The 19,028-nt window shown below is 36.0% G+C and carries 15 protein-coding genes and 1 tRNA gene; 7 read left to right on the forward strand and 9 right to left on the reverse strand.

All coding sequences use genetic code 11. The annotated features are described in order from the left end of the window. Window positions 1-76 precede the first annotated feature (76 nt). From U0R10_RS01995 to asnS, 5 genes are read right to left on the reverse strand one after another with little or no spacing between them, the layout of a single operon-like run. Window positions 77-1,459, reverse strand: coding sequence for an MATE family efflux transporter (locus U0R10_RS01995; protein WP_377982008.1), 1,383 nt, complete (start codon window positions 1,457-1,459; stop codon window positions 77-79). Continuing rightward, the gene (murA, locus tag U0R10_RS02000) at window positions 1,437-2,744 is read right to left on the reverse strand and encodes a UDP-N-acetylglucosamine 1-carboxyvinyltransferase (RefSeq protein WP_377982009.1); all 1,308 of its coding nucleotides are present in this window, start codon (window positions 2,742-2,744) and stop codon (window positions 1,437-1,439) included. The genes U0R10_RS01995 and murA overlap by 23 nt, the downstream gene beginning before the upstream one ends. A gap of 5 nt (window positions 2,745-2,749) precedes the next feature. Continuing rightward, window positions 2,750-3,409 carry a DUF4290 domain-containing protein gene (locus U0R10_RS02005; RefSeq protein ID WP_377982010.1) on the reverse strand — a complete coding sequence of 220 codons (660 nt, stop codon included), beginning with the start codon at window positions 3,407-3,409 and terminating at the stop codon, window positions 2,750-2,752. A gap of 3 nt (window positions 3,410-3,412) precedes the next feature. Next, window positions 3,413-3,784 carry a diacylglycerol kinase family protein gene (locus tag U0R10_RS02010; RefSeq protein ID WP_377982011.1) on the reverse strand — a complete coding sequence of 124 codons (372 nt, stop codon included), beginning with the start codon at window positions 3,782-3,784 and terminating at the stop codon, window positions 3,413-3,415. A 1-nt stretch (window position 3,785) separates the two neighbouring features. Further along, the gene (gene asnS, locus U0R10_RS02015) at window positions 3,786-5,216 is read right to left on the reverse strand and encodes an asparagine--tRNA ligase (protein WP_377982012.1); all 1,431 of its coding nucleotides are present in this window, start codon (window positions 5,214-5,216) and stop codon (window positions 3,786-3,788) included. Between the two features lie 104 nt (window positions 5,217-5,320). Between asnS and rpoN the strand changes: the two genes are divergently transcribed. Together rpoN and U0R10_RS02025 are read left to right on the forward strand one after the other, a co-directional pair. Then, window positions 5,321-6,757, forward strand: a complete 1,437-nt coding sequence (rpoN, locus tag U0R10_RS02020) for an RNA polymerase factor sigma-54 (protein ID WP_377982013.1) — start codon at window positions 5,321-5,323, stop codon at window positions 6,755-6,757. A gap of 20 nt (window positions 6,758-6,777) precedes the next feature. Then, window positions 6,778-7,029 carry a HigA family addiction module antitoxin gene (locus U0R10_RS02025; RefSeq protein WP_377982014.1) on the forward strand — a complete coding sequence of 84 codons (252 nt, stop codon included), beginning with the start codon at window positions 6,778-6,780 and terminating at the stop codon, window positions 7,027-7,029. Window positions 7,030-7,090: 61 nt separating this feature from the next. Here the strand turns inward: U0R10_RS02025 and U0R10_RS02030 are convergent, their stop codons facing one another. Next, the gene (locus tag U0R10_RS02030) at window positions 7,091-7,612 is read right to left on the reverse strand and encodes a hypothetical protein (RefSeq protein WP_377982015.1); all 522 of its coding nucleotides are present in this window, start codon (window positions 7,610-7,612) and stop codon (window positions 7,091-7,093) included. A gap of 289 nt (window positions 7,613-7,901) precedes the next feature. Between U0R10_RS02030 and U0R10_RS02035 the strand changes: the two genes are divergently transcribed. Beyond that, a tRNA-Arg gene (locus U0R10_RS02035) sits at window positions 7,902-7,975 on the forward strand. Between the two features lie 222 nt (window positions 7,976-8,197). On the opposite strand, the gene U0R10_RS02040 is transcribed toward U0R10_RS02035, so the two are convergent. Next, a complete protein-coding gene (locus U0R10_RS02040; RefSeq protein ID WP_377982017.1) occupies window positions 8,198-9,508 on the reverse strand; it encodes a DNA cytosine methyltransferase in 1,311 nt (436 codons plus the stop codon). Between the two features lie 185 nt (window positions 9,509-9,693). On the opposite strand from U0R10_RS02040, the gene U0R10_RS02045 reads away from it, so the two are divergent. The 4 genes from U0R10_RS02045 to U0R10_RS02060 are packed head-to-tail and all read left to right on the forward strand — an operon-like array spanning window position 9,694 to window position 14,722. After that, a complete protein-coding gene (locus U0R10_RS02045; RefSeq protein WP_377982018.1) occupies window positions 9,694-10,323 on the forward strand; it encodes a MutH/Sau3AI family endonuclease in 630 nt (209 codons plus the stop codon). Next, on the forward strand, window positions 10,320-10,715 hold the full coding sequence (locus U0R10_RS02050) for a hypothetical protein (protein ID WP_377982019.1): 396 nt from the start codon (window positions 10,320-10,322) through the stop codon (window positions 10,713-10,715). The genes U0R10_RS02045 and U0R10_RS02050 overlap by 4 nt, the downstream gene beginning before the upstream one ends. Before the next feature lie 10 nt (window positions 10,716-10,725). Next, window positions 10,726-13,752 (forward strand): Z1 domain-containing protein, encoded by a 3,027-nt coding sequence (locus U0R10_RS02055; protein WP_377982020.1) that lies wholly within the window; start codon window positions 10,726-10,728, stop codon window positions 13,750-13,752. A gap of 1 nt (window position 13,753) precedes the next feature. Further along, a complete protein-coding gene (locus U0R10_RS02060; RefSeq protein WP_377982021.1) occupies window positions 13,754-14,722 on the forward strand; it encodes a PD-(D/E)XK motif protein in 969 nt (322 codons plus the stop codon). Here U0R10_RS02060 and U0R10_RS02065 read toward each other — a convergent pair. Both U0R10_RS02065 and U0R10_RS02070 read right to left on the reverse strand, forming a co-directional pair. Continuing rightward, a complete protein-coding gene (locus U0R10_RS02065; protein WP_377982022.1) occupies window positions 14,719-17,172 on the reverse strand; it encodes a DGQHR domain-containing protein in 2,454 nt (817 codons plus the stop codon). The genes U0R10_RS02060 and U0R10_RS02065 overlap by 4 nt on opposite strands. After that, complete coding sequence (locus U0R10_RS02070) at window positions 17,172-17,903, reverse strand: hypothetical protein (protein WP_377982023.1); 732 nt, start codon at window positions 17,901-17,903, stop codon at window positions 17,172-17,174. Before U0R10_RS02070 ends, U0R10_RS02065 begins: the two co-directional genes overlap by 1 nt. Window positions 17,904-19,028 lie beyond the last annotated feature (1,125 nt).

A 19,028-nucleotide genomic window follows, 5' to 3' on the forward strand; every position in this document is an offset into this window, starting at 1 on the left:
TTTTTTTTGATTAGAATAAAGAAACCTCTCACCTCTTACCTCTCACCTCTTACCTCTTACCTCTTACCTCTACAGTCTACTCCACCGTCAAAGCCTCCAAATCTATCGTCTTCGCTCGTGCATAAAACCGCCACGAAAGCAAGACCGACGAGCAAACCAAACTAGCTGTTAGGCCCATCCAGATGCCCACAGCGCCTACGCCCTGGTAAATCCCGATGTAGTAGGAGAGTGGAATGCCGATGCCCCAATAAGAGAAAATGGTGATTCCGGTAGGGATGTTGACATCCTGAAGTCCACGCAATAAACCCAATGAAACCGCTTGAATACCGTCAAATAATTGAAAGATCGCGCCCCAAACGACAAGTGTTACTGCGATCGCAATTACCGAGGCTTCTTGGGTATAGCCACGTACTAAAATATCTTTACCAAAGAAAAAGACCAACGCGCATACGCCCATGAATACAATGGATAGCACCAATGCCGCGTTTCCCGAAGTGAAAATGCCTGGACGATTCCGCTCGCCGATGTCCGCGCCCACCAAAATTCCTCCCGCCGCCGCGATGCCGGTGGCCATCATGTAGGTCAACGACGCCATGTTGATGGCCACAATATGTGCCGCCTGCGCCGTCACGGAAATCCAGCCCATCATGACCACGGCCATACCAAAGGTTGCAATCTCAAAGAAACCCTGCATGCCGGATGGAATGCCGATTTTCAAGATCGTTTTTTCGAGGACATTGGCCTCTGCATGTACATGCTTTTTAGCTAGATACTTGCTGAAATCAGCGATTTTGAATACGTAAATGGCTAAAGAACTGACCATTAAGATGCGGGCCAACAACGTTGCAATCCCAGCCCCCAATAATCCCATCGCGGGAATCGGGCCAAGGCCATTAATGAAAATATGATTGAAGATGACGTTGAAAATCAGCGCACCCAATGTGATGTACATCGCCACCGAGGTTTTCTGTAAACCATCCGTAAAGCTTTTTAAGGCCGAAAATAAAAAGATTGGTATGACCGAAATGGCTATTAATGCTAAATAGGGAAGGGTTAAGGCTTTGTTGGCCGCCGTCTGCTGGAACAAATCATAATTCATGCCCGCCACGCCTATCAACACAATGGTAATCACCGCTAAGAAAACAGCCACACGGATATTGGCACGTAACAAATTCCCGCATTCCGTGAAATCACCTTCCGCCTCCGCTTTGGAAATCATGGGCGCGACAATCTGCATGCAGATTAAACCTACGATCGCTATGGTAAAGAAAATACTTCCCGCCATGCCGGAAGCACCTAGACTTTCAGCAGCGCCGGTTGACATTTGTCCTACCTGAATCGTATCGGCTAAACCCATGAGCATGACGCCGAGCTGGCCCACGACAATGGGAATGGCCAATTTGACCGTCTGCTTAATCTTCGCCTGAAACGCCATCTTAAATACGTACGATTTCCGCACCGATCGCATTTAAACGCGTATCGATGTTTTGGTAACCCCGGTCAATTTGCTCGATGTTATCGATGATGGAAGTGCCGTTTGCCGACATCGCCGCAATTAATAACGAAACGCCCGCACGAATATCCGGAGATGACATGCGAATGCCTTTCAAGGTTTGTTTGCGATCAAAGCCAACCACCGTGGCACGGTGTGGATCACACAGGATAATCTGCGCACCCATCTCAATCAAACGATCGACAAAGAATAAACGGGATTCAAACATTTTTTGGTGAATCAATACCGTTCCTTTCGCTTGGATAGCAGTTACTAAAATGATGGATAACAAGTCGGGCGTGAAGCCAGGCCATGGGTGATCGGAAATGGTCAACATCGATCCATCGATGAAGTTTTCCAATTCGTAATGTTCCTGTGATGGGATGAAAATATCATCACCACGGAATTCCATTTTGATACCTAATTTCTTGAATACCTCTGGAATGATGCCTAATTCTGGGATTTGGCAGTTTTTGATCGTGATTTCCGATTGCGTCATCACGGCCATGCCGATGAACGAACCAATCTCAATCATATCCGGTAGCATCGTATGCTCCGTTCCGTGAAGGACGTCTACGCCGTCGATCACCAACATGTTCGATCCGATGCCGGTGATTTTCGCACCCATCCGGTTCAACATCTTGCTCAATTGCTGTAAATACGGCTCACAAGCAGCGTTGTAAATGGTTGTTTTGCCTTTAGCTAATACGGCAGCCATCAAAATATTTGCTGTTCCTGTTACCGAAGCTTCGTCCAATAACATGTACGCACCTTGCAATTGCGATGCATCTACTTCGTAAATACCACCGTCTTCGGGGCTGTAATTGAATTTGGCACCTAATTTCATGAAGCCGAAAAAGTGGGTGTCTAAACGCCGACGTCCAATTTTATCTCCACCTGGGGAAGGAATACGTCCCTTTTTGAAGCGAGCTAAGGTTGGCCCTAATAACATCACCGAACCACGTAACGCAGCCGCTTTTTTCTTGTAGGTATCTGATTCTAGGTAGTCGATGTTCACCTGCGATGCATCGAATTCGATACTAGATTCAGACAAACGACGCATGCTCACGCCCATATCACCCAGTAAATCAATGAGTTGATTGACGTCGCGAATGTTTGGAATGTTGTGGATGGTGACAGGTTCAGCTGTTAAAACCACGGCACACAAAATTTGCAATGCTTCGTTTTTCGCTCCTTGCGGAGTGATTTCCCCTTTCATCCGGCGGCCACCGGTTACTTTAAATGATGCCATAGTGCTTACTTATTTTTACGGAAATTATTTCGGTTGTTGTTGTTATTTCTGAAGTTGTTGTTCTTCCGGAAGTTATTGTTCCGGTTGTTGTTATTGTTCGGATATTCCGGCGCGTTATAGGCATTGCGGGCGTTATTCGCGACTTTGGCATGGCCTAAGGTCTCTTGCGAAAGTTCATCTACGATGCTGCCCAATAGGTTTTCCGACATTTCTTTGATGTTCTGCCAAATAACCGAATCGTCCACCGAGTCTTTGTTCCACGTCACGTAGAAGCCTTTCATCAAACGCGCAATGTAGGCCACTAGAATTTTTTTGTCCTCTAATTTCTCCTCCGCGATGGCACGCAGAATTAACAATTCCACATTGCGGCCATAGTGTTTGAACTTCAAATGGTGCTGGTTATACGCGACCTTACGCGGCGCTTTTCCCACTGATTCTGGTGAAGGAGGAGGGAAGGGCCCTTGTACATCCAACGCGAAGTTGGACATGATATACAAATCATCCCATAACTTTTTCGAATAATCTTGTTGATTATCCTTCATGTTCGGGTGAATCTGTTTCATGAGCTCGACCATTATAAACGCATATTTCGTGCGTTGTTCACGGTCCTCGATCGTCATGATGTAGTTCACTAATTTTTGTACGCTTGATCCGTATTCTTTCATATACTAGCTAGAAAATGTAAGCCAAACCCAAAGGTGTGGAATGGCAATCAGCGCGAAAATAAATACAGCCCAAATGGCCATAACTAAAACGGCGCCTGCCGCGTAATCTTTTATCTTTTTCGCCAAAGGATTTTCTCCCGGCGACACTAAATCGGTTAATCTTTCTAAGGCCGTATTGATCAATTCCATGACCCAAACCCCGGCAATCGCTAAACTAATCCATACCCATTCCAGGGCAATGAAGTCTAGTTTGATGCCTACGAAAATGACTAGAATCGTTGAAATCAAGTGGATTTTGGCATTATTCTCCTGCTTGATGAGATCTACAATTCCATCGAAGGCATGCCCAATACTTTTGAATGCTTGTTTAAACATCTTAAAATTCAGCCGATTTAGGCGTACGTGGGAACGGAATCACGTCGCGAATGTTCGACATGCCCGTCACAAATAAAACTAAACGCTCGAAGCCTAAGCCGAAGCCAGCATGCGGCGCAGAGCCAAATTGGCGAGTTTCTAAATACCACCAAATCGATTCTTCCTCAATGCCCACATCCTTCGTGCGTTGCAATAATTTCGCGTAATCATCTTCCCGCTGTGATCCACCGATGATCTCCCCGATACCTGGGAATAATACGTCCATCGCACGCACGGTCTTGCCGTCTTCGTCCAATTTCATGTAGAATGCCTTGATGTCTTTCGGGTAATTGGTTAGGATAACAGGCTTTTTGAAGTGTTTTTCGACTAACCAGCGCTCGTGCTCCGACTGCAAGTCGATGCCCCATTCAACAGGGTACTGAAACTTACCTTGTTTGTGGGTTTTGGATTGCAAGAGGATGTTGATTGCTTCCGTGTAGGTTAAGCGTTCAAAATCATTTTCCGTCACAAAGCGTAACTTCTCCGTTAAGCTAAGTTCAGATTGCTCTTCTTTTTTCTTGTTTTTCTCTTCCTCTAGTAAACGTTTTTCGAGGAAGGCGATATCGTCTGCGCAGTGGTCTAGCGCGTATTTGATGCAGTATTTGGTGAAGTCCTCCGCCAAATTCATGTTATCTTCTAATTCATTAAAGGCCACTTCCGGTTCGATCATCCAGAACTCAGCCAAGTGACGCGTGGTGTTCGAGTTTTCCGCACGGAACGTAGGACCGAAGGTATACACCTTCGATAAGGCCATCGCTCCAAGCTCTCCTTCCAGCTGTCCCGAAACCGTCAAATTCGTCTCCTTACCAAAGAAATCTTCTTTGAAATCTACCTTGCCGTCTTCGGTCATCGGTGGATTCGTGGTAGGCAATGTCGTCACGCGGAACATCTCACCAGCGCCTTCTGCATCTGATCCCGTAATGATGGGTGTATGTAAATAGAAGAAACCTTTGTCATTGAAATACGAGTGCACGGCGAATGCTAAGGCATGTCGGACGCGTAAAATGGCCGAAAACGTGTTGGTACGCGGTCTTAAGTGCGCAATCTCACGCAAGAACTCGAGTGAATGTTTTTTCGGTTGTAAGGGATATTTCTCTGGGTCGGCGGTGCCGTATACCTGAATATCAGTTACTTGAATTTCAACGGATTGTCCTTGTCCTTGAGAGGGGATGAGGATTCCGGTGAGGGCGATGCAAGCGCCGGTGGTTACGAGGCGAAGGGTTTCTTCGGCTACGGTCCCGTCGGCAATAACACCTTGAATATTATGGATGGTTGATCCGTCGTTTAGGGCGACGAAGGCAACGTTGGAAGAAACGCGTTTGGTACGTACCCAACCTTTGGCGGTTATGGTTTGATTACTCGGGGATAATGAAAGTATTTCTTTAATTTGCATGCGATAGAATCTCGTAGTGCCGTTTATTTGGTCACAATAAGCCTCAAAAATACGCACAATTACCGAATTATTTCATTTATTTTTGTTTTTAAATACAGCGTTATATGCAGGGATTATCCATCAAGCTGTCGCAGCAGCAGAAACTTTCACCGCAGCAGATCCAGTTGATCAAGTTATTGCAAATTCCGACGGCGGAATTGGCGGCGCGTGTGGAGGAGGAATTGGAGCAAAATCCTGCATTAGAGGAGGGTGTGGATTCGGAGCGATTTGAGGAGGAGGGCGAACGGGAGACCGTGGAGGATTTGGAGCGGGAGGAATTGGAGATCGGGGATTATTTACAAGATGATTATGCGGGGTATAAGATGGCGGGGGATTCCTATGATCCGAATGAGGAGATCCGGGAGCGGCCGATGGCGACTGTGCCGAGTGCAGAGGAGTTTTTATTGATGCAGATAGGCTTTGTGGTGTCGGGTGAGCGGGAGCAGTTGATTGCCGAACAGATCATTGGGTCGTTGGAGGATGATGGGTATTTACGTCGGAACATTGAGAGTATCGTGAATGATTTAGCGTTTACGGTGGGCTTTGAAACCGATTATGCGGAGGTGGAAGCGGTGCTGATGAAGGTCCAACAATTAGATCCGGCGGGCATTGGGGCGCGTGATTTGCAGGAGTGTTTGTCTTTGCAGTTGCATCGTCATTCTGTAGGTGAGGAGGGAGCACATGCCTTAGCGATTCAGTTAATTGACACCTATTTCGATGATTTCTCCAAACGTCATTATGCTGCCTTGCAGCAAAAATTAGGCGTGGATGAAGCGGCCTTGAAACAAGCTATTGCAGTTATTACGCGTTTGAATCCCAAACCAGGTGGCACGGAGGCGGGTGAGGTGGCTCAATTTTTACAGCCGGATTTTATTGTGACGCAGGTAGATGGGAAGTTGGACATCAAATTAAATGGCAAAAACGCCCCTGAATTGCGGGTGAGCAAGTCGTTTCAGGAGATGTTGCAAACGTATGAGAAGGGGAATAAGCAGCAGAAAGATATTAAGGAAGCGGTGACGTTTATCAAACATAAGTTGGACGCCGCATCCTGGTTCATTCAGGCGATCCAACAGCGTCAAGGGACTTTGATGAAAACGATGGAAAGTATTGTGACGAAGCAGTATGATTTTTTCTTGACGGGGGATGATGCGCGTTTACGGCCGTTGAAGATGAAGGAGATTGCGGCGGATATTGCGATGGACATTTCGACGGTGTCGCGGGTGGTCTCGGCGAAGTCGGTGCAAAGCGATTTTGGGATGTTTCCTTTGAAGTATTTTTTCTCGGAGGGCATCACACACGAGTCGGGCGAGGATTTCTCTACCCGGGAGGTCAAGAATATTTTGCGGGAGATCATTGCGGGAGAGCCGCATGATGCGCCGTATTCGGATGAGGATTTGGAGGGGATCTTATCGGAGCGCGGTTTTATTGTGAAGCGTCGTACCGTGGCGAAGTACCGGGAGCAGTTGGGGATTGCGGTTGCGCGCTTGCGGAGGGAATTGTAAAAATTAAATAACCACTATACATGAAAACATTAGCTAACATTCACCCAGGAGAAATCTTGCGGGAGGATTTTTTAAGCCCGTTGGGTATCTCTGGCTATCGCCTGTCGAAGGAATTGTTTATTCCTCAATCACGTATTTCTGAAATTTTGAAGGGTAAGCGCCGTGTTACGGCAGATACAGCTTTGCGGCTTTCTGCCTTTTTCGGAAATTCTGCCAAATTTTGGTTGAACCTGCAGCAGGATTATGATTTAGAGGCCTTACTAAACGACTAAGACTATCATTCAAAAAATTAAAGGGTCAACCCTAGCGTTAGCTATCGTTGACCCTTGTTGTTTAATGATAGATGATGTCTACGCAATTATCAGCTGTTCGGGTGATGGTGGCGGAGATGGAATCTTTGTTTTTGGCATCCATAAAATTCTCGACCTCTTTGATGCAGTTGTAGGCAGAGCTTAATCCGCACACGTGGCATTTTCCATCGGTTACGGGATCTGGTTCAGCGTCAGTCTGCATTCCACTTGATTTCTTTTCGACGATTCCAATCAGGATGGAGTTATGGAATTTATTGTTGGGATCTTTGTCGATGGTCAGTATTGCCTCATATTCTTGTTGGGGATTATTTTTTTTCAATAAATCCAATGTATGTACGGCGCCGTCGATTTGATCAATGAATCGCCTTTCGAGTGGGGTGGAATTCAGGTATTCTTCTTTGGTGACGGATTTAAATACGGAGGAGTTTTCCGGATAGCTGGTTTTGGTTGCTAATGTTTTGTCCTTGGTACATGAGCTTAGCATGGCGGAAATGGTGATTGCGAAAAAGATGATTTTCGCCACTTGGTGATGTTGATTTTTCATGTGAGTTGGGTTAGGTTATAATCGCCTAACCTAGGAACAAATAATTGATATCCAACTCAAAAAACTGATAATTTGAACATGACACCTAGGGTATCTGTGCGGGCCCAGCTAGTAGCTATGTTTTTGCTAAGCTATTCCAAAGGAGGAATATTTGGGTGGGGGAATGTGACCATTTGGGCGAAGCGAAGTGCTTCATTCCAAGGCAAGTAGTGATTATTTTAATTTTTTTCGAGGGAAGACTTTTCAAATTACCAAAGAAATTCTACCTTTGCAGTCCCAACAAGGGAATGGTTGCGTAGCTCAACTGGATAGAGCATCTCACTACGGATGAGAAGGTTTGGGGTTCGAATCCCTACGCGACCACAGATTAAAATTAAAAACCCTCCTAATGTGAATTAGGAGGGTTTTTTGTTATTACAACATTTATAATTACTATTGACAAAAACGAGGACTGGGACTAAATCTAAAAATGCCTTTTTATCAAACAGGTCATTTTAAATAAATATCCATCACATGAAGATAACGCTCTAATAATTAATCGTTGTGTGTCATTTATGATTATAGTATTACTTGGTTGATAAGTAATTAAATCTTTGGATTATTTTCAATTCGTTTGGCTAACTCTTTTCCGATTTTCTCAACAACACCAATCACTAGTGCATTTCCCATAAAAAATGCTCGTTTAGTGTCAGTAATACCTTCCAGCTTAGTATGGTTCTTTGGAAACATGTTGAGCCTTTCTAATTCAATAGGCGTTAATCTTCTATATCTACCATCAGACTGTTTAATTACATGTTTAAATCTCGATGGGGACTTTCCCCCTTCACCAGTAATAATTGTTCTTGAAGCCTTATCTAATGGGTCAGGAAAAGCCATTTTTCCTTCACTATATCTATATGAAATATTATCTTTATTTGTTTTAAGCGTATTTTTCTTGCCTTTCAACTCAATCCATTTATCTATATTTTCTATAAAAAATTCTTCCCCTATTTCATTTTCATCAATAATTATATCTTGAAGTACAGTGGATTTTCCTTTAAATTCCTCTGGATAGGTTTTTAAAGTAAAGACCTTGCCATTCAACATTATTCCTGTGTTTTCAAATATTCGAATATTTTTTTCATTGAAATTTTTGTAAGATAATTCTTCCTCCGATGGTAAATTAAAGGGCCTGGTTGGAAATAATTCATTTGGTTTATTGACTGGAAAAGCTCTAGAGATTATGCCAGATGATGTAATCCAACCTTCTGGATAATTAAATGATGTTTCAATTTCATTATATATGTCCGTACCTTTAAAATAGGCTAAAATAAAAACACGTTTTCTTCTTTGAGGCATTCCATATTCTGCAGCATTAATTACCCTCCATTCTACTGCATATCCTAATGAATTTAAATTACTTAGAATTACAGCGAAGTCTCTCCCTTTATCGCGAGATGGAGAAATAAGTAAACGGTCAACATTTTCCAGAAAAATGTATTTTGGTTTATTTTTGCCTTTTCGTTCTAAAATTTCCCTAATATAAAACCATAACATTCCTTTTTTCCCCTCTAGTCCTTTCGAATTTCTTAGTGTAGTAGCTACAGAATAGTCTTGGCACGGAAAACCTCCAACAAGTAATTCATGATCAGGAATGGTATCAAAATTATTAGTAAGAACCTCAAATAAGTCTACATTGGAATGCTCACCTTTTTTGAATTTATTTTCATAGACCTCAGATGCATGTTGCTTTTTGGGAGTTGATGGTTCAAATTGATTACTCCAAATTACTTCAAAAATAGTATCAATTTTTTCAGTATATTCAGATGAAGCTGAATTGCCATTATATCCTTCCAATCCAATTCTAAATCCCCCTACACCTGCAAATAATTCAGCGACCTTAATTTTATTTTTCATTAATCAAAAATTGAAATATTTTTTATGCGTATTGCAAGATAAGGTATCAAGTATTTTAAAAATACTAATAAATAAAGTAATATCAAAAACAGAAGAATTACTAAAAAATAGAATTCTATAAACGTAATCTTTGAGTAGTTTAAATCAATTATTCCTATATTGAATAGTTGTTATATATAATGTAAATGAAAGGTTCTGATATTGAAATTCAAAAAGAGGTGCTTACAAATTATTTTAATAAGTACTTATTTAAGACCCAAAGCCAGTTAATAACTGAATTGGGTGTTTCTGTTAACGGTAGAATCCCTAAGAACATAAATAGTGTAATCATCAAACGAATAATTAATCAAGTTCCAAAAGATGTTTTAGGAAATTTTTTAATTAAATCTATCAGAATACAAAATAATATTCTGAAGGAAAGTTTGTCATTTAGTCAGATAAGTTATTGTGATATCTTAAAAGAAAATTGGGAGGATTCAAGTTTATATAAATCATTAAATAAGGAATTTTTATTCGCAATTTTTACTTCTGACAAAGATGATAAAGATGATTTGTTATTTAAAGAAATCATTTTTTGGAAAATGAGTAATGATGATTTAGAATATGCCAGTAGATTTTGGGAGCACACTAAAGAAGTAATCAAAACCGGAGACTATAGTAATTTTATTACTTTAAAAAATGATTTTATTTGTCATGTTAGAACTAAAGGGAGAAATAATCATGACGTATTAATTACACCACAAAACACTTTTCAACCTAAACGATGTTTTTGGTTGAATGCTAAATACATTTATAATCAATTATTTGACATATGAATATTTTCATAGTAAATCAAAATCCTGATTCAACTTATAATGATCAAGAGGGTAAGCATTATGATTATCCTACAAGTATTCCCAATGGCAAACAAATTAAAGTTGGTGATTTATTGATTTTTAATTTAAATAAAAAAACAACTATTAAGTTGAATTTAGGTGATTGCAGGCTTATAGGAATTGCCAAAATAGATAATATAACTATTTATAAAAGTCCAAATAATAAAGAGATGTCCTTGGCAAGTTATGAATGGTACAGAGAATTCAAAACTCCACTAACTTTTGAACAATTGGGAGGGAAAGATTTAAGAACAAATATTAATAATTCAATGAATAAGTTGGAATCCAATGAAATCGTTGAGATTCTTTCTAACATAATAAAATTTATTTAATTCATTACTTATGAACGAATTATTGAAAAAGCAATTCATAAGAGAAGCGAATAATTTACTTCTCTTGTATCCAGAAGTCACAGCTTACGAAAATTTTCTGATTTGGATTAATGAATTTTACGGTCCAATTGAGAGTTTCGATACAAATGAATTGGAAGAAATTTTTCCAAAACCAATAGAATACATTCCTCTCAACATAGAAGAAATTAATGAATTTGGGGATGTTAATACTAATTCAGAGTACACTGATTCAATAAGCTATTCCTTAAGTGATTTAAATGAGTTTGGGTGGCTAAACAACATTAACGATCGAAATAATATTTCAACAAATAAATTTTATAAAAATATAGTTCTTCCCTCTATAGGGGCTATGCCGCTTGAAGTTAAGAAAGAAATTGAACTTCATTCAATGCACATCTTAGGAAGATGTAATAATCCTAAAGACTGGCAGGAAAATATACAAGGATTAGTATATGGGATGGTTCAAAGTGGTAAAACTGCTAGTATGATGACATTAATGGGGCTTGCAAAATCGGCAGGATATAGACTATTTATTGTTTTATCAGGAGATAAGGAAAGTTTAAGAAATCAAACTCAAAAAAGAATTAATGAGTCTTTTAATTTAAATAACGGAGGATATTCAAATAATTCTCAAGATAAGATAAGAAGCATCACAACTCTAAAAGACGATTATAGTCAAGTAGCTAGAGGGCAACATAATGGCGTAGATTTATGGACGCTAAGGGACAAGAGTGAAACAATTATAATTTGCATAAAAAAGGAATCAAATAACTTAAAAAAACTATTATCTCATTTAAAAGATATAGAACAAGCTTGTAATCAGGGTCGAATAGTAGACCATAATTTTGCTACCGATTTTAAAACTATGATTTTAGATGATGAAGCTGATTTCGCCAGTCAGGATACATCTATTAGGGGACAAGGAAGTACAATTCACAATCTGCTTTGTAATATAAGAGAAACAATAACTCAAAATTGTTATGTAGCATATACTGCGACACCTCAAGCTTGTATTGGTGCAAATCCACATAAGTTAATTGGTTATCCTAAAGATTTTATTTGGCTTCTTGAGCCTCATAGAAACACTAATGGTGAGACTTCAAGTTACTTAGGATTAGAAGAATTTTTCGAAAAATTCCCTAATCAACTAATATCTATAATCGGAAAAAATGCATGGCCTCACATTGAAAAAGAGGATGGAATCAAAAAAGGAATTTATAAACCTGATTCAAATGAAGTTATTAATGACAAAAAACTATCTGATATAGAATTAGAAAACGTAATAAAATTAATAGAAAATAAATCACACAGAGATAGTTCATGCCCTGAATTTAAAATTGCAATAATAGATTTCATTATTGGATGTTCGATTAGATGGTATAGACATTTTCTTTCTTGTAAAAAAGCAGGCTTCTTTGAACGGTCTCTTCCTACGATACAAGAAATTGAAGAAATTGAATTAAATGCTACAGGATTTACGGGTATGGGCTACAAACCCTTTCCTTACCACTCCATGATGTTTAATTTGGCGTACATAAATGAAAACCAAACACATATCATTGAATTAATTAATAAGTTGTGGCAAGAAGTAAATAATGAATTTCAAGATGTAATTGCAAACAATTGGAATAGCGAATCAAATACATTTTTAAAATGCTACCAAAATCAATTAGAAAAATCAAAAAGGTTTGAACTTCAAGTACCAGAAGCAAATTCTTTGCAAGTATTTATAAAATATGCATTAATAATTACGGGTAAGACAATAAATGGTACTGATAATAAATATTTATATTTAATTAATTCAGACATTGACGAGGGGACAATTTTGAAATACGATAGTGCTTTAAGGGAAGATCGCCCTAAAAAAGCTTCTATTATTGTTGGTGGAAATATTTTGTCTCGTGGCTTAACCATTGAAAATTTAAGTACCACCATTTTTGTTAGATCACAAGTTATGAGTTTAGGTGACACCAATCTACAAATGTGTCGTTGGTTTGGCCACAAAAAAAACGCTATTGACCTTCAAACGGTATATATGCAAGAACATTCTTTTGAATTGTTTCAGAATATTTCAGAATCAGATAGAGAACTAAGGGATCAATTTAAATACCATATATTTCATAATATCCCTAACAAATGCCTTCTATTATACTTATCGAATAGTCCATTATTTAAAAGTACCAGTCCTTCAAAAATGAGGAATAGTGGTACTGGAACTCAATCATATTCTGGAATAACCGTTGACCTATTACAACACTTAAAGCATGAGAATTTTTTAGAAAATCACGCGTTACTTGAAAATTATTTAAATAAACTAAAGAAAAATATTGTTGGTAAAATAGAACATAATAGAGCAACTGTTTATAGAAAGGTTCCAATAGACGATTTTTTGGATTTCTTTCAAAAGTTAAAAGTTTCAGATGATTCCTTAAACATTTCGCCAAGTAGATATTTGAAATATTTAGAAAAATGGCGAGAATTCGATTCTCGAAATTTCCCAGATATAAATATCGCCATTTTTGATAGTGATGAAAATAATATTCCTAGAGAAAGATCTAGAAAAATTAATGGAGTAATAAATGAATTTAAAACTGAAGAAGATTTCAAAAATGCGACTACAAATTCTTTGTCTGCTTTCAGAGGAGGTAAAAGTTCAAAAGAATCAAAAATCAAATATTGTGGAGATTTTCTAATTGATTTTCCAGAAAATTTTCATTCGGCAAATTATGAAATAAAAAATTTAAGAAGACCAAAATCAAGTGGTATCCTATTTATATTTTATAAAATTCAAGCAAATTATATTGGTAAATTTAATGGCAAAAAGGTTTTTTTTAATGAAAATGATTCGGGCTTTATAAAAGCAGATATGACAGTCCCCCTTATTACATTTTCCATAGCTACACCACTAGGGGGGCCTATTTTTTCAACAAGATATAATCGAGATGTATTACAAATAGTAATTGAGAATAGTACTGAATGTGAAAAACACATTGAAAATATTAATCGATTGATTTAAGATGAATAAAGAGAAACTCAATATTTACACCTTGTGGGTTAGTTTAGATTCAAATAAGGATTCTTATAATCTGAGACAATTAAATGAGACTAATTTGTGGATTTTCAAAAACCAAGAAAATCAATTTGGCTTTTTGATTACGAATACTCTTGGGACCTTTAACTACACATACAGAAACATAAATGTAGAATGGAAATCTCAGTTAGAAGATTTGAAAAGTAAGAACAAATTGAAGCACTGCTTAGTAATAAACTCTAATACCAATATAGATTCGATTTTATTTTGTTCTGCTTTCAGCACAATATTTGAGGGATTTGAAAATAATCATCAATTCAAAATTAGTGAAATAGAACTTGCGTTAAATAAAATTGAACAGATCACTTTAAAAGAAAATTATGAGTTTTTCGAAATTATTGGTGCTTGGGGAGAACTTTACTTACTTAATTTTTTAATTACTATTTCAAATAATCCAAATTCATTAGTTAATCTAGTAAATGCTTGGGAAGGAATAAGTTCTAGAAGTATAATTGATTTTAATTTCACTTCTAAGAAGATAAAAATTGAAGTAAAAACAACAACAGAAAATATCAGGCAACATCATTTTCAAAACATCAGCCAGGTAACAAATGAAAGTGGAGTCGAGGGGTATCTAGCAAGTTTATGCATATCGATAAATGAGTCAGGTAAAAGCAATAATGAATTAGTAGAAAATATTTACGATAAATTGCCAGAAAATTTGGTGTTATTATTTGAAGAAAAATTAAAATTAAGAGGTAAGGTATGTTTTAACGATAAATTTATGTTTCAATTAAATGAATTAAAACCCTTAGAAATATATGAATTTAAAAATGTCCCTAAACCTTTGTTGACAGATGACATTACAAAAGTAGAATGGAACTCCATATTAGAAAAAACCCATTCCTTAAACTCCAACTTAAAAAATGATTTATTGAAATATATAGCCAATTAAATTAGTTTTGAAATTGATATTATATTTTTGCCAGTTTGAGTATGAGAATTTTTCCAATCTACCCTAATTTCTAAATATTTCAAGTTAACATCATCCATATAATTTTCATGTTTAAGTACAAATTCTACTTCAGTTGGACTTAAATGTTTTGAAGTTGAAATTTTCATTTCAGCTTTTATATCTTGATTATCATCAGATACCTTCCAAGATGATTCATATCTTGCATTCCACGGTCTAATTGATTTAAAAATGACTGGTTCTGATTTAGTGGGCCATAAATTTTTAGAAACTATTGATAAAGATGGAATTCCTAAAACTGAATTAATTCCTCTACCAGGTAATGACTTTATTGTTGAATCAAAGATTTCAAAATTAGAAAATTGTTCTTTATTTAAAATTGCATCAGCCATCCAAACTTCTAGTGAACGTCTACCTTTTTCGCCACTCCCGGGATATGTATCTTCTAGCTCTTTTGATTGCCAATCTACCCATTTAAATGGCTTTAATATTTCCATAAATTCTTCAACTTTGATGACGCCAAACAAAGAAAATTTAATTTTATATTCTTGGGCCAAGTCTCTAATCAAACTATATAATTCAATTAATAAAATAAAGTGAGTCTTTTTTTGAATTAATGCCTTTCCTTTTGATTCATTAACCCATCTATTTCTTTTATCTGGCCATTCATTATGGTTACATGTTTCAACCCATGCTTTGAAATAATTATTTAATTCTAAATAAAAAAACTCAACAATATCTAAAGATTTTTCATTTTCAGTTGGGTTAACTATATAATCTTCTATTATTCCATACTTGTATTTATAACATTTTCTCTCAAACAATGTTCTCGCATAATTAACCCATTGGTCTGCAGAAATATAAAATGACTGACTATCAGTATTTTGAGGAAGGAATTGAACCCTGTCTTTTAGTGGTCCATTCTTTGCAAGTTTAGCAAGCACTTCATAAGCTAAATGATTTGCTCTTGAGTGATCCCAATCATCCAATGACCACCCATTTAATTCAGCTTCTTCTCTTGAAACTGATTTATAATCTTTGAATTTTCTTTTAATATTTGTTGGATGATCTATAGAAAACCTATGTTGCATAAAAAGCTCATGAAGTGGATCGAGTTTTTTTTGCAATGTATTTATCTCTGCAAATACTTTAGCTGTATTAGACATACTAAAGTCTCTAGGAAATACAATTAAAGGAATTTGCAATTCTTGTGAATCTTCATTTAAATGTATTCCCCTAACTCTGTGTTGTCCATCAATAATCCAAAATGGCCTGTAATCATCATATACTATATTGCCAAACTCATCTTTTTCTTCACGGGCTTTTCGATCTATATATTGACCGTTAAATTCACCTGAAGTTTGTTTTTGTAAAAATTTGCCAAAATCAATTTCTAAATAATCTCCATTTATTGAAATAGCGGACTCGTCATTAATAAATAACATAGGTGTATTCGCTACTATATTTGTGGATTCACCAATGAATTGTTTGATTTTATTTACCCTGGCTGGATCAATTTCCCTTTGCCATTCTGTATTATTTCTATTTTTATCTAATATTCTTTCAACCGTTTCTAAAACACCTAATTTAGGTGGTAAAGCAGGGACTGAACTTGATTGTGCTACCTCTCTAACAGGTGCTGAGGTTATAAAAAAATAATATCCTTTTTGTTCTATTTTATTCAATTTCCACTTGGCGACTGGAGGGGGAGTGTCATAAACAGAAGTTTGAGTTGTTGCTCCTTTTTCCAAAAATGAATAATTGAAAAAACCTTTTATGTAGCCAGAATTAAAAACCTGTCTTTTGTTATTTTTCCATTCATGCCATATAATAGAGAAATCATTAAACTTGCCTTTCTCTATTTCTCTAGCTGATATTGCCTGAACATCGTTTCCGAAATTTTGAAGATTAAATGAATTTTTCCAATAATTTTTATCATATCTATTTGTAGTTAATCCCTTGTCAGTGGAAAGATTAATTTCCTCAAATGAAATATCATTTATATTTGGAGATGGCCCATCGAATAAATCGTTAATGACATTTAAAAGATTATCAATTTCTTCAATTACAAACTCTGGTTCATTATAATTTGATTGACACTTAGATTTTTGAATAGTCAGCTTTTCTCTGATGTGCTTTAAACCCAAAAGCATATCATCACGAGAATCAAAATAAAATTTCAATTTCTGTTTCTCATAAACTTTATCGTTGTATTTTTTAGAACTCTCAATTTTTATTATTTGGTGGGCGTGGTTACCCTCTCGGCCTCTATTTGCTCTTAAGCTAAAACTAACAGAATCCCCAATTTGAAAATTCACATCTTCAGTTAAACTCGAATTGTGAAAGTAATAATCGAAGTTATAGGCTTCACAGTGAATAAAGCCGAAGTCTTTAACAATAGCTTTAATTTTACCTTCTAATCGTATTTCCATTATTTCTTTGAAGTTTTATAGAATTTAATGTATTCGATTTCAATTTTTTTAACAATTTGACAAACCTGCTCTAATGTTTTTTCGACCAATTTATCTGATGTAATTGACCCTTCTCTCGCATAATCATCAAACAGTTCTTTAAGGGAATTTTGCAAATAATAAGGCAATTTTTTATTGATGGAGTGAATAAAGTTGTTTCTTATTCTTCTTATTAAGTCAATTTTTAATTTTTCTGATTCTGTTAAATCTATATTCAAGCTATTTATTTTAAGCCAATCCAAATATTTATTTATTGTGGAATAATTGCCTTCTGGTATTTGTACTTTAATTTTTAATTCTTCAGCTACGCCATTTGCGACTTCATTTAAAATATCCTCCAAAAGACTTAAGGTAAAAACAATTATTGAGGCTCTTATGTGTTGAACAAAATAATTTTGATCAAAATTTAATTCTTCAGTTAATGACTCTTTTTGATTAAATATTAATTCTTCAACATCTATATAATCAGGAATATCATTTTTGTTTTTTAATATTTCGGATTCTAAATTCTTAATATTATTTAGTTGCTGTGAGAAATCCTGCTGGATTAATGTTTGAGATCTAATCCAAAATCTGTGCAAGGAATTTATTTTATTGGAAAAAGAATAAAATGCTGAAAGTACGTATGTATTCTCAACTACGTATAAATCTAATCCTTGAAATTCTTCATCGACTATATTTGAATTTTTCATTGATTGGCTATCTGCAAGTATATATGATGATTTATTTAAAATGTAAATTTTTGTTTTTAATCAATTCAAGTTCATTATCTTTTTTTTTATTTTCACGTTTCTTCTCAACGAAAAAAAATATAAGTTTTGGAGGTCTATGCCATCAATCTTTAACTTATCTTTCAGGATTTTCAGAACTTTTGACTTTGATAATTTCAGCTTAAAGGTTACTCGACGAATTTCAATTTGAACTGTTTGCTTTGAGGATTTTTCATTTATTCCTTGAAACGGTTTTTGGGTCGTATAAGGTTTACTAATGATTTTGATTGTCTCTAACTTGAGAGTTCTATCATTTTCTCCATAAAAAGGCTTCAATAATGATCTACTTGAATTTAAGTCATATTTCATTTAAAATAATTTGTATATAAATATTATTTTTAATTGAAACTTATATTAATTATTCCGCTTAATTCTTCTAATTCTATAATTATACTTTTTGTTATTGAATAAACCAGATTATACCGATAAATCAATTTTTCAATAGCTTTAGAATCAAATCTTCGAATTTGGTATTATAATTCTAAAACTTTTACTAAAACATCGCTTAACTACCTATCTTTTATATCCACTAGTTAGTATTGTTAAATTTAGGATTTTCTTCCATTTATTCAATTCATTGGCTCAAATTTGCACTCTTGTTGATTTAAATATTCCTACTTTGACTTTAACTGTCAGAGAAATCTTGCCATTTGGGATTTTATTTTATTTGACAATCTCACAATCTCTTTAATTTGCGACTGCCATTTGCGATTTGGAATATTTCTAAAATAATTAGTAAACGGTCCTATCTAAATGTTTCTTAAGCGCTGAATTATTCTTGCTATTTGTCTTTGTTTTATGTTTGATGTTTTGGCTCAGCAAAAAGTTCTTATGCTTATTCAAGAACTTCAATAAATTGAGGATGAAAAGTATGCTGAAGTTGAATTACTTTGGAATCAAGTTTTTAAAAAGAATACTTGAGACCCGGAAGTTCTTAAAGTGCGAGCAATTTAGATGGATTTCAATCAGGCACCATTAATTTACAATTTGGTACTAGCCTTTCACATTTATATTTTTTTTATCATAAAACTATTATTTTGAGTTCCA

The organism is Aquirufa avitistagni, from assembly GCF_042715545.1.
In the GTDB taxonomy this organism is placed as follows: domain Bacteria; phylum Bacteroidota; class Bacteroidia; order Cytophagales; family Spirosomataceae; genus Aquirufa; species Aquirufa avitistagni.